Annotated in this window: 16 protein-coding genes; 3 read left to right on the top strand and 13 right to left on the bottom strand. The window is 43.7% G+C overall.

Features of this window, described 5'->3' with window-relative positions; all coding sequences use genetic code 11:
• From B2Y23_RS12800 to B2Y23_RS12790, 3 genes are all read left to right on the top strand, one after another.
• Positions 1–906, top strand: a 906-nt coding sequence (locus tag B2Y23_RS12800; protein WP_291371208.1) for an electron transfer flavoprotein-ubiquinone oxidoreductase, incomplete at its 5' end; no start/stop codon positions are given.
• 489 nt (positions 907–1,395) lie between these two features.
• Positions 1,396–1,848 carry a universal stress protein gene (locus B2Y23_RS12795; protein WP_291353812.1) on the top strand — a complete coding sequence of 151 codons (453 nt, stop codon included), beginning with the start codon at positions 1,396–1,398 and terminating at the stop codon, positions 1,846–1,848.
• 283 nt (positions 1,849–2,131) lie between these two features.
• The gene (locus B2Y23_RS12790) at positions 2,132–2,518 is read left to right on the top strand and encodes a carboxymuconolactone decarboxylase family protein (protein WP_291353810.1); all 387 of its coding nucleotides are present in this window, start codon (positions 2,132–2,134) and stop codon (positions 2,516–2,518) included.
• 165 nt (positions 2,519–2,683) lie between these two features.
• Here B2Y23_RS12790 and B2Y23_RS12785 read toward each other — a convergent pair whose 3' ends face one another.
• The 13 genes from B2Y23_RS12785 to nirB all read right to left on the bottom strand — a co-directional run.
• The gene (locus B2Y23_RS12785; protein ID WP_291353808.1) at positions 2,684–2,848 is read right to left on the bottom strand and encodes a hypothetical protein; all 165 of its coding nucleotides are present in this window, start codon (positions 2,846–2,848) and stop codon (positions 2,684–2,686) included.
• A gap of 95 nt (positions 2,849–2,943) precedes the next feature.
• Positions 2,944–3,585, bottom strand: a complete 642-nt coding sequence (locus tag B2Y23_RS12780; RefSeq protein WP_291353806.1) for an ATP-binding cassette domain-containing protein — start codon at positions 3,583–3,585, stop codon at positions 2,944–2,946.
• 1 nt (position 3,586) lies between these two features.
• Positions 3,587–4,270, bottom strand: coding sequence for a molybdate ABC transporter permease subunit (gene modB, locus B2Y23_RS12775; protein WP_291371206.1), 684 nt, complete (start codon positions 4,268–4,270; stop codon positions 3,587–3,589).
• 15 nt (positions 4,271–4,285) lie between these two features.
• The gene (gene modA / locus B2Y23_RS12770; RefSeq protein ID WP_291371204.1) at positions 4,286–5,050 is read right to left on the bottom strand and encodes a molybdate ABC transporter substrate-binding protein; all 765 of its coding nucleotides are present in this window, start codon (positions 5,048–5,050) and stop codon (positions 4,286–4,288) included.
• 14 nt (positions 5,051–5,064) lie between these two features.
• Entirely contained in the window at positions 5,065–6,306 is a 1,242-nt protein-coding gene (locus B2Y23_RS12765; RefSeq protein ID WP_291371202.1) for a molybdopterin molybdotransferase MoeA, read from the bottom strand.
• On the bottom strand, positions 6,303–7,226 hold the full coding sequence (gene moaCB / locus B2Y23_RS12760) for a bifunctional molybdenum cofactor biosynthesis protein MoaC/MoaB (RefSeq protein ID WP_291371200.1): 924 nt from the start codon (positions 7,224–7,226) through the stop codon (positions 6,303–6,305). The genes B2Y23_RS12765 and moaCB overlap by 4 nt, the downstream gene beginning before the upstream one ends.
• Positions 7,227–7,265: 39 nt before the next feature.
• Complete coding sequence (locus tag B2Y23_RS12755; RefSeq protein ID WP_291353796.1) at positions 7,266–7,835, bottom strand: molybdenum cofactor biosynthesis protein MoaE; 570 nt, start codon at positions 7,833–7,835, stop codon at positions 7,266–7,268.
• Position 7,836: 1 nt separating this feature from the next.
• Positions 7,837–8,088 (bottom strand): MoaD/ThiS family protein, encoded by a 252-nt coding sequence (locus B2Y23_RS12750; protein ID WP_291353794.1) that lies wholly within the window; start codon positions 8,086–8,088, stop codon positions 7,837–7,839.
• 1 nt (position 8,089) lies between these two features.
• Complete coding sequence (gene moaA, locus B2Y23_RS12745; RefSeq protein WP_291371198.1) at positions 8,090–9,142, bottom strand: GTP 3',8-cyclase MoaA; 1,053 nt, start codon at positions 9,140–9,142, stop codon at positions 8,090–8,092.
• Between the two features lie 133 nt (positions 9,143–9,275).
• The gene (gene mobA, locus B2Y23_RS12740; protein WP_291353790.1) at positions 9,276–9,902 is read right to left on the bottom strand and encodes a molybdenum cofactor guanylyltransferase; all 627 of its coding nucleotides are present in this window, start codon (positions 9,900–9,902) and stop codon (positions 9,276–9,278) included.
• Positions 9,899–12,679: a nitrate reductase gene (locus B2Y23_RS12735; RefSeq protein ID WP_291371196.1), complete on the bottom strand. Its 2,781-nt coding sequence runs from the start codon at positions 12,677–12,679 to the stop codon at positions 9,899–9,901. The genes mobA and B2Y23_RS12735 overlap by 4 nt, the downstream gene beginning before the upstream one ends.
• A gap of 274 nt (positions 12,680–12,953) precedes the next feature.
• Positions 12,954–14,573 (bottom strand): nitrite reductase small subunit NirD, encoded by a 1,620-nt coding sequence (gene nirD, locus B2Y23_RS12730; protein WP_291371210.1) that lies wholly within the window; start codon positions 14,571–14,573, stop codon positions 12,954–12,956.
• A 20-nt stretch (positions 14,574–14,593) separates the two neighbouring features.
• A partial coding sequence (gene nirB / locus B2Y23_RS12725) for a nitrite reductase large subunit NirB (protein ID WP_291371194.1) occupies positions 14,594–16,396 on the bottom strand: 1,803 nt, incomplete at its 5' end.

Here is a 16,396-nt window from a genome sequence, read left to right as displayed (position 1 = left end):
GATCTGTCCTACACCAACCCGCATATGTATCCATTTATGGAAATGCAACGCTGGAAAACCCATCCTTTAATCAAGCAGTATCTCGAAGGTGGCAAGCGGATTTCTTATGGCGCGCGTGCCGTGACCAAAGGCGGCTTTAACTCACTACCAAAATTCACCTTCCCGGGTGGCTCGTTAATTGGTGATGATGCCGGCTTCCTGAACTTTGCCAAGATCAAAGGTTCACACACGGCAATGAAATCCGGCATGCTCTGCGGTGAAGCGGTATTTGAAGCCATCGCTGCCGGTGTAGAAAAAGGCGGCGACCTGGCTGTTGCACGTGTGGTTGAAGGCGAAGATTTCTTTGTTAAAGAATTAACGGCTTATACCGAGAAGTTCAACAACAGCTGGTTGAAAGAAGAGCTGTATAACTCGCGTAACTTTGGTCCGGCAATGCATAAGTTCGGTCAATGGATCGGCGGTGCGTTTAACTTCATCGACCAGAACGTGTTTAAGGTACCGTTTACCCTGCATGACCTGGTGACGGATTTTGGTGCCTTGAAAACTGTAGATGCAGTGAACTTTAAGCCGAATTATCCAAAACCGGATGGCAAGCTGACTTTTGACCGTCTGTCTTCGGTGTTTGTATCGAACACCGTGCATGAAGAAAACCAGCCGGCCCATTTAAAGCTGACTGATGCTTCGATTCCGGTGAACGTGAACCTGCCGAAATGGGATGAACCTGCACAGCGCTACTGCCCGGCAGGTGTCTACGAAATCATGGAAAATAATGACGGATCGAAACGTTTCCAGATCAATGCAGCCAACTGTGTGCACTGCAAGACCTGTGACATTAAGGATCCGTCTCAAAATATCACCTGGGTAACGCCGGAAGGCGGTGGTGGTCCAAATTACCCTAACATGTAATGTTAGGGTAATTCTTGTGCTGCAATGCAGCGCATACCCAACTATGTAGCATTATTAATAACGCTTCATTTATTTTTTTAGGTAAAAACCGTCTTTTCGAAGGCGGTTTTTAAATGCGTACTACAATAAAAATCAGGACGGATTCTATTTTGAATTATTCCACTTCAATCCGGATATTATTCACCATAAAACAAAACTCCGAACAAATTTTAAAAGAATTGGGCTATGAATCCGAAACGATCCAAAATCTGATTGATCGAGCCATCATTTAATAGACTCAGCCTTACTCTTTGTCCAGTTTCATCAGGCCATGCCACTGGATTTTTTTTATATAACATCTAAGCGATTGATCATTTAATTTTTATTATTTTCTGATATTCATCAAATTTTTACGTGCTGAATAATACCTTTTTATCCTTTTACATTGCTTATCTCTGGCTATGCTACTCTTAAAGCAGATCACGAATCTTGCAACAAGAGGACAGTATCATGGAGTATTACCAACACATTTTAGTTTCTGTCGATGACTCGCCGATTGCCGTAGCTGCAGCTGACCAGGCCATGATTTTAGCCAAGGCTTTTGGCAGTAAAGTCACTATTGTCAGTGTAGTGATTATTGATCCTTTGACCAGTGTCAGTTTTTATAAAAATGTTCCCGGCGTCACTGATTATTTTATGGAAGCCAAAGCCCATGCCAAAAACATTCTGGCAGAGCTTGGACTCAAATTTACCAATGCCGGGATTGAAACCCATACTCAGCTTTTAGCCAAACAATCGCCCAGTGATGCCATTGCTGAACTTGCAGATGAACTAAAGGCTGATTTAATCGTAGTTGGATCACATGGTCGAACCGGTTTAAAAAAAACCTTCATTGGCAGTATTGCCCAAGATATTCTGACTGCCAGTCATGTTCCCGTGCTTGTGGTTAAACATACTCAATAATCATTTTTACTCTGCCTTTTTCTATGCCATTAACCGGGCTAGTAGTTAATGGCTTTCAAGCAATGAAGCTTTGTAAATGATCTTTTAGGGTATTGTGCTCTGCTCTACTGATTTTATTTCTGCATTATTTTTTAAAGATTTAAAACCCTGAAGATGAGCTAAAAAATCATCTCATGGATTCTATAAAAAAGATCGATCTACGACCATAAACCTATACGCATAAATAGAATTAAGGCATAAACTTTGGCCACTTCTTTGTTATAGATATTAAAAGAGTAAAAACATGTCACAACAAGATTTTGAAAATGGTTTAAAAGTTCGTACTGAAGTCATGGGCGAAGCTTTTGTAAAACGTGCGCAGGACAATACTGTGCCCTTTACTCAACCTTTACAGGACTGGATTAATGAACATGCCTGGGGTTCAACCTGGCAACGTGAAGGTGTTCTTCCACGTAAATATCGTTCACTGATCACCATTGCCTTTTTAACTGCTCAAAAAAGCCCAACTGAACTTAAGGGACATGTTCGCGGTGCACTCAATAATGGTGCAACAGTAGAAGAAATTCAGGAAGTGTTATTACACAGCTTGCCATACTGTGGCGCTCCTGCTACTCAAGAAGCCTTTCGTGCTGCACTTGAAGTCATCAATGAATATCAAAAACCTGAATAATTTATTTTGATTTTTATAGCGATAGCTTAAGCAGTTTAGGATTTAAATTGCTTAGGCTATTTTTCTTTCTGATTAAGTAATTAAATCCTCTCAGTTTAATAGGTTTAAGGTCTCATTCATAAATCAAAAAATGCTCCATATCAGTTTTTTTAAATTAGCACGGCCTTATTTGCTTGATTTTATTTTGATGCCTTTGCGCAGGCACGACTCTACTTTTGAAAGGTCAAAAGTAGACAAAAACCTTTTTTTTTCCCATACACGACATCCTGAGCCAGTTTTAAGCACTGCTTTAAAACACAGCGCAAGGGATGGGAAACGTGTGGCATCCATGCCACGCTCATGAATCTAATATTTGATAAAATCTATTTTTTATTTTAGTTTTTTTAATTATTTGTCGTCACTGAAAAATGATTTATAGAAAACGTCTAATAAAGCTGTAATCCATCTTGACTTAACTTCAAGGTATCCGCTTCTAAATATTCCAGTTCTTCAGGATGATGCGTGACATAAATCATCGGTAAATCCAGCTCATCTTTCATCCGTTTAAAAAACGGTAAAATTTGCTGCTTTAAATGTGTATCCAGCCCCGTTAAAGGTTCATCCAATAACAATAAATTTGGTGAAGACAATAAAGCACGTCCAATCGACACACGCTGTGCTTGCCCACCCGAAAGTTGATGAGCTTTACGCTGAATTAAAGGGCTTAATTCCAGTAATTCCACGACTTCTTCAAACTGGAATTTTCGTTCCGGTTGAGCTACTAATTTTTCTGCATAGCATAAATTTTGCTGCACATTCATATGAGGAAACAGCAAGGCATTCTGGAAAATGAGAGCGATTTTACGTTGATGCATGGGCACATGTATGTTTTGCTGAGTATCAATGAATACCTGTTCATTCAACTGGATACAACCCTGCTGTGGCTTGAGCAAACCCACAATATTTTTTAGCAAGGTGCTTTTACCACTCCCCGATGCCCCTACGATGCCTAACAGCTGTTGCTGCATCTCCAGTTCAACACTCAAATTAAAATCAGCGTGTTGATATTGAAAATCACATTTCAACATATCAGCCTCCTAATTTCCGTTGATACTTTTGCAGAATAAAATAATTGGCGATCAAGGCTGAAAATGCCAGACACAAGGATAATATCACCAACCGTATGGCAAATTCTTCACCATCAGGTTGTTGCAAGAATGAATAAATCGCAATGGGAATAGTGCGGGTTTCACCTGGAATATTCCCGACAAAGGTAATGGTGGCACCAAATTCTCCCAGACTTCGACTAAAACACAGGATGCTCCCGATCAGCATTCCCGGCAGTGCCAAAGGCAGGCTAATACTGCAAAATACTCTGAACGGACTTGCCCCCAATGAACCGGCCACATGTTCCAATTGTCGATTAATTAATTGAAAAGAGAGACGAATTGGCTGCACCATCAAGGGAAATGCCACAATCATCGAAGCAAGTACGGCCCCCTTCCAGTTAAATGCCAGTTCAATCCCCATTGCATTCAGATATTGCCCAATCCAGCCTTTATTACCAAACAGAACCAAAAGTAAATAACCCAAAACCACGGGCGGCAGGACCATCGGCAATTGCAAACACGCTTCGACCAAAAATTTCAGCCTGAATTCATGGCGTGCCAAAGTCCAGGCCAAAGCCACTGCAAACGGTAAGCAGATGAGCGTTGCCCATAAAGCGACTTTTGCCGAAAGATATAAGGCACTCAGTTCTTCGGGACTGAACATGTCTTGACGATCCCCCTATGATTGACTCATGCGAAATCCATATGTTTGAAAGATGCTTTTTGCCTGCGGACTGGTTTTTATAAATTTTTCAAATTGAATGGCATCTGCATTTTTAGCTCCCTGTTTGGTCAAGGCAATCGGATAAATAATCGGATGATGTGAATCTGCCGGCAAGGTTCCGATAATTTTCACTTTCTGGCTGATGAGTGCATCTGTTTTATAAACTATGCCTACATCACATTCACCACGTTCGACAAATACCAAGGCTGAACGCACATCATCCGTACCAACTATGCGACCATTCAAACTATTTAACCAATTCAGCTTAGTCAAACTCTGCTTGGCATATTTACCTGCAGGAACGGATTCCATTTGCCCAGTACAGAGATGTCCTTTAAAAGATTGCGCAAAATTAAAACCGGATTGAGCTTTAAAAGGAATATTGAGGTTTTTTGGACTGATCACCACCAACTGATTAAACAATAAGGGCTTGACTCTGTTTTGATGAATCAGGTTCTTTTTGATCAGGTAATTCATCCAGTCCAGATCTGCCGAAAAAAAAATGTCACTGCTGGCCCCTGCTTCTAACTGTTTGGCAAGCGCTGATGAAGCCCCATAGACCGGTACAAGATTGGTGTTGGGATACTGCTTTTGATAGATTTTTCCAAGATCAATGATGGCATTGGTCAAACTGGCAGCAGCATAAATTCTGACTGTTTCAGCATGGGCTACTGAAATTGAAGCTGCTAGACATACTGAGAAAAAAAGGGATTTTTTCATGATTCTTTTACCCCTTAATCAATAAACAAACCGTGCACAATATGTCCTTCAGATAAAGCAATTTCCGCAGGAATTCTGACCAGACAATTGGCCTGCATTAAATTGCTTAGCATATGCGACTGCTGTTTCGACAAGCTTCTGACCTTGAGCAATCCCTGATCAAAACTGGCCGACATTCTTAAAAAACGTTCCCGGCCATCCATTTTCACCTCATGACTCAACACGGCGCTAAACCAGTTCGGTTGCTGTTTTTGTCCTTGCAAAGCCTTTAATACGGTTGAGGTATAAATTTGCATGCCCACATACACGGCTGCGGGATTGCCCGGAAGTCCAAGCAGATAACAACGTGTACGGTCAGCTCGAGTTAATTCTGCAAAAAACATCGGTTTACCCGGTTTTTGTTTTACTTTCCAGAACACTTGCTCAAAGCCTAGATTTAGAGCTACTGGTCGAATAAAATCATAATCTCCAACCGACACTCCGCCGGTGGTTAAAACCAGATCATAACTTTTCGATAATGTTTGAATTAAACTTTTAACTGCATCTTCCGTATCAGCAACATGGAAAATTTCAACCTGCTGTCCCGCATTTTGAAACCAGGCTTGAATCAACGGCCCATTGGCATCAAAAATTTTACCCGTCGCAAAGTCCTCTACACTTTCCGCAACTTCATCTCCGCTAATCACCACTGCAACTTTGGGATATTGAAAAACTTCTACGCTTTGAATACCGGCCATACTTAAAGAAGCAATGGCTCCGACTGAAAGTAGTTGCCCTTTACTGGCTAACAGTTGTCCAATTGAAATTTCTTCGCCCACATTACGTATGTCGGTATTGGCGTTTAAGTGTTCAGTGATTGCAATTCTATTTGAATCAATGACTTTGATAATTTCCTGACGTGCCACCGTAGTGGTGCCAAACGGAATCTTGGCCCCGGTAAAAATCCGCACCGCTTGCCCTGTTTTGAGTTGTAACTCAGATGAATGTCCGGCTTGAATTTCACCGATCAGTTTAAATTCGCTATGTGGCGCAATTGCAGATTGGGCGCAAATCGCATAGCCGTCTACCGCGCTCTGTGAAAATAACGGCAGATTAATAGAGGAATAAATATCTTGCGCTAAATAGCGATTTAAAGCCCGATTTAACCCCAGACTTTCCGTGGCAGGCCCCTGGGTATTCTGCAAAATTAAATTCAAAGCCTGATCTACCGTAATCAGACCCGGCTCTGCGCCACATCCAGACATTTTGCTATTCATTGGTAGCCACCTGGATGGGGAATATTTTTTTGCACATCAAATAAATGTACCAATGCTGGCAGCACTGCAATCAAGGATTCTTTCGCCCCCTGACGGCTGCCCGGCAAGGTCATCACCAGACTGTTATCGATATAACCGGCCACGCCACGACTTAAAGCGGCATACGGAGTTCGTTTTTGCCCAAAACTGCGTGAAGCTTCCATCAGTCCGGGAATCTCACGTTTTAATAAAGGCTGAATGGTTTCCACGGTTAAATCTTTTGGCCCCAGCCCTGTTCCACCAACAGTTAAAATGAGTGGATAATCATTTTTTTGCTGTTCAAGCAATGCCAACAGTTGTTCAGGACTGTCAGGAATGACGTGGTAAGCAATATTACTAAAATTGGCTTCCTGTAAAATTTCCAGCACATTCTGCCCGGCAGTATCCGGTTTTTTACCGGCAGCCACGGTATCGGACAATACAATAATCGAAGCCGGCATGGCTTCTTTTAAGACACGGGTAAAATGGGACTTGCCACCTTTTTTCTTTTGTAATTTAACCTGGTCCAGACATAAGTCTTCCGGTTCGCAATGCGGTTTCAGCATGTCATACAGCGTTAGCCCGGCCAGACTAACTGCAGTCAGGGCTTCCATTTCCACCCCGGTCGGCCCAATGGTTTCTACTGTGGCAATAATCTCGACGTGGGCATCAAACAGTTCATATTCCACATCGGCACGGTAAATCGGTAGCGGATGACACAGCGGAATCAGCTCATCGGTACGTTTCGCCGCTAAAATCCCTGCAATTCGTGCGGTCTTTAGCGCATCACCTTTTTCAGTATTGCCGTTACGTAACAACTCGATGCAATGTGGCGGTGCGTGCAGAATTCCTGTGGCCACTGCAGTGCGATAACTTTCGGCTTTCATCCCGACATTTTTCATTGCATGTTCCTATGATTCATTTTTAAAAATATTTTGAAATTAAAGCGGCCATTGGTAGATCGGCACAGTATTGTCTTTGGCATGATCTTTCGCATGGTCACAATGCTGATGATCATGCTGTTCAAATGAGTCTGCAGGATGATGATGTAAATGTGCTTCATCTACTTCATCTTTACGGATACAGCAGCCTTCTACATATTGGCTGCTACCATCCAGATAAAATTCTTCTTTCCAGACTGGAACCTCATGCTTGACCCGTTCTACCGCTTCTTCACAGGCAGCAAAGGCTTCCCTGCGATGTGCCGCATAAGCAATGGCAATAATGGCTTTTTCACCAATATCTAAAGCCCCAATCCGGTGAATCACCCGAACATAGGACACGCCATATTTATGCTGAATCTCCTGCTCAATCTGGCGAATCATTTTTTCCGCCACGGGTGCATAAGATGTGTATTTCAGCGCTTTAACCGCTTTACCTTCATGATGATTACGCACTGTGCCGACAAAAACCCCAATACCGCCACATTCTGGAAAATGTTCAATCTGATCAAAGCTGTCTAAGGTTAAGGGTGTATCCTGAATTCTGGAAAATGCTTTCAGCTGTTCCATTTCACCCCCCTGCTACCGGTGACAGCAGCACCAAAGTGGTGTCTGCATGGAATTGAGTTTGACGTGAGATAATGTCCTCGCCGATAGCACAGGCACAGCGTTCAATCATGGTAAAAGCTGCCGGATACTCCTGCCCAACTTGAGCCAAAACTTGTGCAACCGTACTATATGGGCTGCACGTCATTTCCAGATTTGCAGGTAACTGACGTTCTACTGCACCGAAGGCTTCAATTTTAATTTTGATCTGTGACATCTTAACCTCCAAGCATGTGCATGCTGATTTTTCGACTGTTTTTATTCATGCGCTGATTTTCCAAACGTTGTGCTATGCCGTGATAGCCTGATTCTTTGTTCCAGATATACTGGGATAACGCAGCATGCAAGCTCAGTTCACTCAAAGGTTCAGAAGCGTTCAGGGCTTTAATTTCAGTTTTTAGATTTAAGCCTTGAGGCGCAAACAGGCAGTTATAGAACTCACCTTGTGCGGTTAAACGTACCCGGTCAGCGGTGCCACAAAATGAATGGGTAATGGTGGATATGATTCCGACTGGATGACTATCAATAAAATACTGTCGTGCTGGCTCTGAACTTGAACGAACTGAAGGACTCTCTTGGCTCGTTACTGCAAATTCAGTATTTAATATTTTTAAAATTTGCTGCTCACTGACTACATGCTCGCTCGACCATTTACGGTCACCATCCAGGGGCATAAATTCGATAAAACGTAAGACAATTTTTTCTTGAATCGACCAGCGCGCCAAAGGCAGAATCTGATCGTCATTCACGCCCTTCATCAATACACTATTGATCTTGATCGGCAACCCTACCGCTTGCGCTGCCTGAATTCCTTCAAGGACAGGAGATAAATCTTTTTGGGTCAGCTGTTTAAATTGCTGGGCATCCAGACTGTCCAGACTAATGTTTAAATCATCCAGTCCGGCCTGTTTTAACGCCTGTGCATATTGTTTTAAATAATGCGCATTGGTGGTCATGGAAATGCGTTTCAGCCCGAGCTTTTTTAAGTCTTGTAACTGAGCAACAAAATGCACCACGCCCTGACGCATTAATGGTTCGCCGCCTGTAATGCGAATAGATTCAATACCACGGCGCACCATAAAATCACAAAACTGGTAAAGCTGTTCAAAACTGAGCAAGTCATGTTTTTTCATCCATTCAGGATGTTCCGGCATACAATAGACACATTTAAAATTACAGCGATCGGTTACTGAAATTCGCAATTTGCGCTTGCTGCGACCAAATTGATCGACAAATCGTGTATTGGTTTCAAGCTCTGTCATCATATTCATGTTGAACATCCATCTTCAGGCATCTTGCTGTAATCGCACAAGTATTGTGCGCAAGGTTTAAATCGCCCCATCTTGTTATAATTAGATTTGCAATAAGTGTTCCAACTTTGTGCTCAAGAAGAAATTTTCATGTTTAGTGCAAAAATTTAAGTTGTTGATACTGCTGCAGCTCATCCAGCGAGTTAATACTGTGAAAAAACAGGGCATGATTTTCAAACCGTGCCACTTGAGCGTGCAAATCCAAAAAACACTGCCTTAAACTGCGCTGCTTTTGCTCAAGATGCATAGTAAGGATGCGTAAGCTGCTGCGCTTGACCAGACAGAAGGGATACAGGGCTGTACCATTGATTTCTACATACGCCACTTCGACCAGAGTGTTTTTACTCAAAGCCTGATGCAGCTTAAGAACAACTCTTGCAGGAATAAAGGTGACGTCACAGGGAATGAATAGCACATAATCGGCCTGTACATGGGTCCAGGCACTTTTCATTCCCATCAGCGGACCTAAAAATCCGCTTTCATCATCCTGATAACAATGAATGCTAGGAATGATTTTTTGATAAATTGAATAATCACGATGACTGTTGATCCATATCTGTTGAACACTGGATTTCAGCTGTTGATGGATTTTGATCAGTTGAATCTGGTCATCAAATTGCTGTAACAGTTTATTGATACCATTCATCCGTTTTGCCTGTCCGCCGGCTAAAATCACCAGATCGGTGCGCGGATATACCGAAAGTTTTAATTTTTTTCTCATTCCACCGCCTCCATTTGACAAGCCTTGATTAAGCCACGAATTTCAGGCAAACATGAACCGCAGTTGCCGCCCGCTTTTAAGCATGCAGTGACCTGTTTTTCATCGGTGATATTTTGGGTTTTAATAGTGTCAATAATCCGGTTTTTACCGACCTTAAAGCAGCTACAGACCAGTGGTCCTTCATTGTTCGCCATCGACATCGGTTGACCGGCAAGCAATGCCTTACGATGCATGGCACTTAAACGCTCACGCTTAAATAAACTGGCGACCCAGTCCCGATCTGGCAACAAAGCCTTAGGTGCAATATACAAACTGGCAATTAAATGGCCATCTTTCAACACCACGCTGTGACTGATATGCGCAGTTTGATCTTCAATGTTCAGCCATTCAAAACTTTCATCCTGAAACGGTAACAGTTCTTTCAAATGCTCAGTGGTCTGGGTAAATTTTTTACGGTCTGCCAGTTCATAGCGCAGAGCTTTAGTAGTGGTAATTTTCGTCCACCACACCGTATTTTCAATCGATGTTTGTACGATTTTTTCAAAGCCCTGACGCACATAAAACACGCCTTGCCACTGACTATAAAAAGGATGGATGATCACCGGGGTATGTTTAAACTCAGGTTCACCGGAAATTGGATCGACCACCGGATTGACCACTTTGCCAATACGCGCATCCGACGCAACTTGATCATTCCAGTGAATGGGTGCAAAAACCTGTCCCCGACGAATATCATCACTGACCGTGGCACGTAAAACACAGTTGCCCCATTTCGATTTAACGTCTACCAGCTCGCCATCTTTGATCCCGTATTTCAAAGCATCATGCGGATGGATTTCACAATACGGTTCTGCACGATGGGTACTTAAATTGGCAGATAAACCGGTACGGCTCATGGTGTGCCACTGGTCACGAATCCGGCCGGTATTCAGCACCAAAGGAAATTCGCTACAGATTTGATTAACCGGATCTATCGCGGTAATGGCAATAAATTTAGCCTTGCCATCGGCATAGCTAAATTGCCCTTCGGTATACATTCGAGCGACTGCATCATCTTGTTGATGTTTAGTCCAGACTGGCCACTGCACCGGTTGCAGTTCATCATATTCGGTTTTATTTAACTCGCTTAAAGCCTTTAAATTGAAATAACGGAAATTTGGCGTATCAGCGCGCAGATCTGGCTCTGAATTTTGTTCAGCTGAGAGTCGTGCATGTTCCAGAAAAATGTCATGGCTATTGTTAAAATCAAAACCGCTAAAGCCCATTTTTTTAGCGACCTGACTAATCGCCCACCAGTCGGCTTTAGCCTGTTCTGGCTCTTCTAAAAATGCACGCTGTCTGGAAATACGGCGTTCAGAATTGGTGACGGTACCATCTTTTTCACCCCAGCCTAAAGCCGGTAGCAGCACATCGGCATATTGTGTGGTGTCGGTGTCTTGGCAAATATCCGACACCACCACAAACTCACATTTTTTCAGAGCACGTTTGACCTGATCAGCATCAGGTAAACTCACCACCGGATTGGTTGCCATAATCCAGATGGCTTTGATTTTGCCACTTTCTACCGCATGGAATAGATCAACCGCCTTGAAGCCAGCCTGCTTGGCAATATAAGGGCTTTGCCAGAAATTTTGCACCAGTTGTTGATGGTTTTCATTTTCCAGTTCTAAATGTGCCGCCAGCATGTTGGCTAAACCGCCCACCTCACGACCGCCCATGGCATTCGGCTGTCCAGTCATGGAAAATGGCGCTGCACCGAGTTTGCCGATTTTTCCCGTAAACAAATGGCAGTTGGTTATACTGTTGGCTTTATTCACCCCTTGAGAGGACTGATTCACCCCCATGGAAAACAGGGTCATCACTTTTTCGGTTTGAGCGAATTGCTCATAAAACACTTGCAGTTTTTCCAGTGAAATACCAGTACGTACTGCGACATCATCGATGGATGATTCAGTTTGGCTATGTGTTAAAGCTTGCTCTAGACCTTGAGTATGTGCAGCAATAAAGTCTTGGTCTACATGACCATTTTGCGCCAAATACTGTAATAAGCCATTGAATAATGCAACGTCTTGACCCGGTAAAATTGGCAAATGCAGGTCTGCTGCTTCACAGGTACTGGTAAAACGCGGGTCAATCACCACTACAAACAGCTCACGCTGTTCTTTGGCTTTCATGATGCGTTGATATAACACCGGATGACACCATGCCGTATTTGAACCGACCAGCACCACCATGTCGGTATGTTCAAAATCTTCATAGCTGGCCGGAACAATATCTTCACCAAAAGCGCGCTTATGTGCAGCAACTGCTGATGACATGCAGAGGCGTGAATTGGTATCGATATTGGCTGTACCGAGGTAACCTTTGACGAACTTGTTCACCACATAATAGTCTTCAGTCAGCAATTGCCCAGAGACATAAAAGGCAATACTGTCGCGACCGTATTGATCAATACATTGCTGAAACTTATTGGCAATTAAATCCGTTGCAGTATTCCAGTCGGTCTTTTCACGCTGATTCTTCCGGCCGAGCATGGGATGAAGAACACGTGTTTCCAGGCCAATGGTATCGGCCAGATTGCTCCCTTTAATGCACAGTTTCCCGTAGTTGGATGGATGGTTGACATCCCCGGTAACTGAAACTTTTTGACCTAATGCTGTGTCCTGTACAGTCGCAGTGACACCACATCCCACCCCACAATAGGGACAGGTGGTATTGGTGATTTTGGTATTTATTTCTGTGGAGCTATGCAGTTCCATAACGGGAATACTATTCATGGATGCTCCTTTCTATCGAATAAATTCACTTGAATAATTTCTTCTATTTTCCAAGCTATCTAAATCTTTAGAGTTCACGTAAGTATGTATTCTCTCGAGGTGGCATGGATGCCACCGTTTCCCATCATTACAGGACGTAATGTATGGGAAACAAAGATTTTTGTTACTTTTGATCTTTCAAAAGTAAGGCTAATGCCTACGCGAATTCAATTAAATCATTTCGGTAATTGAGGCATTGCTAAAATTTAAACTCTTCTCAATTACCCGTTTCAAATCAGCCTGCTTTCTTTAATGCAAAATCTTTACCAAAGAGCAATTTATTACGAATATTACTGATTGGCGTTTGATCAGAAATCAGCTCTGCATACCAGGCGCCATCTTCAGTATCGCCAAACAATACTGCACCAATGACTTTATCTTTTTGAATAATAATGCGTTTATAGATCTGACGTTTTTCATCATTCAAGATAATGTCTTCAAAATCATCCTGCGGTTCAAAGTTCCCCGCTGAAAATACATCACAGCCACTGACCTTAAGCTGAGTCGGAACCGTCGGTGCTTTAAAGGTTAAGCTGCCGTGTTCAGCCAGATGTGAGGCACAAATAAAAGCTTGGCCCCAAAGTGGTTCAACCAGACCGAAGGTTTGATTACGGTGCTCAATACATTCACCCACCGCATAAATACTCGGGTCAAAGGTTTGCATGGTGTCATTGACGATTACGCCACGGTTACAACGTAAGCCGGCACTTTGCGCCAAGGCCATATTCGGACGGATGCCCACAGCAAAAACCACCAGATCAGCATCCAGCACCGTGCCATCTTTCAGTCTGATTTGAGTGACATGACCCGCTTCGCCAATCAGTTGTTCAGTATTGGCTTGAGTCATGATGTTGATACCTTTCGCTTCAATACTTTGTTTCAACAAGCTGCTGGCACGACTGTCCAATTGACGTTCCATAATGCGGTCCATCAAATGCAAAACCGTCACATTCATACCACGTTGTTTCAGCCCATAAGCGGCTTCAAGTCCCAATAGACCGCCACCAATCACCACTGCATTCTGTTTAGATTTGCAGTAATCCAGCATGGTATTGACATCATAGATATCACGAAAACTGATCACACCTTTTAAGTCCGAACCTGGAATCGGTGGCACAAAAGGTTTGGAACCTGTCGCCAGAATCAGGCGATCATAATCCACCACCAGGCCTTTTTCGGTATAGACCTGCTTACGTGGACGATCAATTTTTACCGCAGCATCACCGGCAATAAAGCGGATATTTTTATCGCTATACCAGGCATGTGGATGCAGCATGATGTCATCAATGGTTTTATCGCCCGACAATACTGGTGAAAGCATGATGCGGTTATAGTTGCCCCAAGGTTCTTCGCCGATCACGGTAATTTCATAGCGATCCGGTGCCATATCCAGTAAATCCTCCAGACAGCGCATACCCGCCAGACCATTGCCCACCAGCACCAGTTTTATCTTTTCTTGAGAAGTGCCGTTATTGGTGATATATGTTTTTTGCGGTGTAGGACTGACCCAAACCTTGCCATTTTCAATCTTGCTTGGGAAAACCAGTAACTTTTGATCTTTATCTTCCAGACAGCGTCCGGTGGCCAGACTGAAATGCTGCTTGTAGATGGGAGATGCCACGACACGCTCGCCCTGCAAATCGCCAATGATGCCGCGCGATATGACAAAAGCCTGACTGAATGGATCTTGATTGCTCAAGGCATAGACGCGTTTTTCATTACCGACACGGAAAATGGCAATTTGCTGATTTCCAATTAATGCACCTACACCGGTATTCGGGGTAATATCATCCAGCGCACAAATTTCTAGCCATTCCAGCTCATTGGTTTTATTCATTTCTTTTAAAATTGTCATCATCTTTCTCCTTTATTCTTTTAAGCTTCAACAACAGGAATACGTGTCACATCACGCTCAGCCTCGGTTTTTGGGCGGATTTGACCGCGCACCTCGGCGAATTGGATGTGTGGATCATTTTGTTGTTCAACTTTTGCATTGATAAAGGTTACGAAGCGTTTACGAACTTCCGGATCTTCCACCGCGGTACGCCATTCATCCTGATAGGTACCAACCACATGGTTCATACGGCGTTCCAGTTCAGCGGCCAGACCCAGTGAGTCATTTACCACCACATCTTTTAAATAATCCAGACCACCTTCCAGGTTGTCACGCCATACCGAAGTACGTTGCAGACGGTCTGCGGTCTGGATATAGAACATGAAGAAACGGTCGATATAACGGATTAAAGTTTGCGTATCCAAGTCAGATGCCAGCAATTCTGCATGGCGTGGTTTCATGCCACCATTACCGCAGACATACAGGTTCCAGCCTTTTTCAGTGGCAATCACCCCGACATCTTTACTTTGCGCTTCGGCACATTCACGGGTACAGCCCGATACCGCCATTTTCAACTTATGTGGTGAACGTAAGCCTTTGTAGCGATTTTCCAGGAAGATGGCCAAACCGACGGAGTCATCCACCCCATAACGGCACCAAGTACTGCCGACACATGATTTCACGGTGCGGAGTGATTTACCGTAAGCATGACCCGATTCAAAACCGGCGTTGATCAGTTTTTCCCAGATTTCAGGCAACTGATGCACTTGGGCACCAAACATATCGACCCGTTGTCCACCGGTAAGCTTGGTATATAAACCGTATTCTTTGGCAATTTGACCGATGGCAATCAAGCCCTCTGGAGTGACCTCACCTCCAGCCATACGTGGCACGACTGAATAAGAGCCATCTTTTTGGATGTTACCGAGATAATAGTCATTACTGTCTTGCAGGCCAGCATGGCTTGGTTTGAGTACAAAGTCATTCCAGCAAGATGCGAGAATATTTGCCGCAGTTGGTTTACAGATATCACAGCCGATCCCATGACCATGTTGCCCAATCAAATCATCAAAAGTTTTGATTTCATTGACCCGTACCAGGTGATACAGCTCCTGGCGTGAATAGGCAAAGTGTTCGCAAAGGTGGTTGTTAACAGTCACCCCTTGGCGTTGCAATTCAGATTTCAATACTTGTGTCACTAAAGGTGCACATCCGCCACACGCCGTTGCTGCTTTGGTACATTTTTTCAAGGCACCGAGCGAGGTGGAACCATCAGCGATAGCACTGCAAATATCAGCTTTAGAAACGTTATTACATGAACAGATGGTTGCACTGTCCGGCAGTAAATCGACCCCGCTACCGCCTGTTTTCGCTGATGATTGTGCATAACCCGGCATGATCAGGCTTTCTGGATTTGCCGGGATAGCCAGGCCATTCAGCATCATTTGCAGCAGGTCGTTATATTCTTTGGCACAGCCCACCAGAACTGCACCGAGTAGCTTGGTTTTTTCCGCATTCACCACGATTTTTTTATAAATCATGGCATCTTCATCGGCATAGAAATAGCTAAGTGCATTCGGTGTCATGGCATGCGCATCACCGACGGATGCGACATCTACACCCATCAGTTTTAATTTGGTACTCATGTCTGCGCCGGCAAATGAATTGCAGGCCTGATCCATGACATGCTTGGCTGCAATACGCGCCATGTCATAACCCGGAGCCACCAGACCATAAATTTTATTTTGCCACAGGGCACATTCACCAATCGCGTAAATGTCCGCATCAGAAGTTTGGCAATAATCATTGATTACGATACCGCCACGCTCACCGATCGCGAGACC

Origin of the sequence: Acinetobacter sp. UBA5934 (assembly GCF_002430855.1) — a bacterium.
Taxonomy (GTDB): Bacteria; Pseudomonadota; Gammaproteobacteria; order Pseudomonadales; family Moraxellaceae; genus Acinetobacter.
The sequence above is the reverse complement of the archived record's forward strand: the minus strand, read 5'-3'. Positions and strand labels throughout refer to the sequence as shown.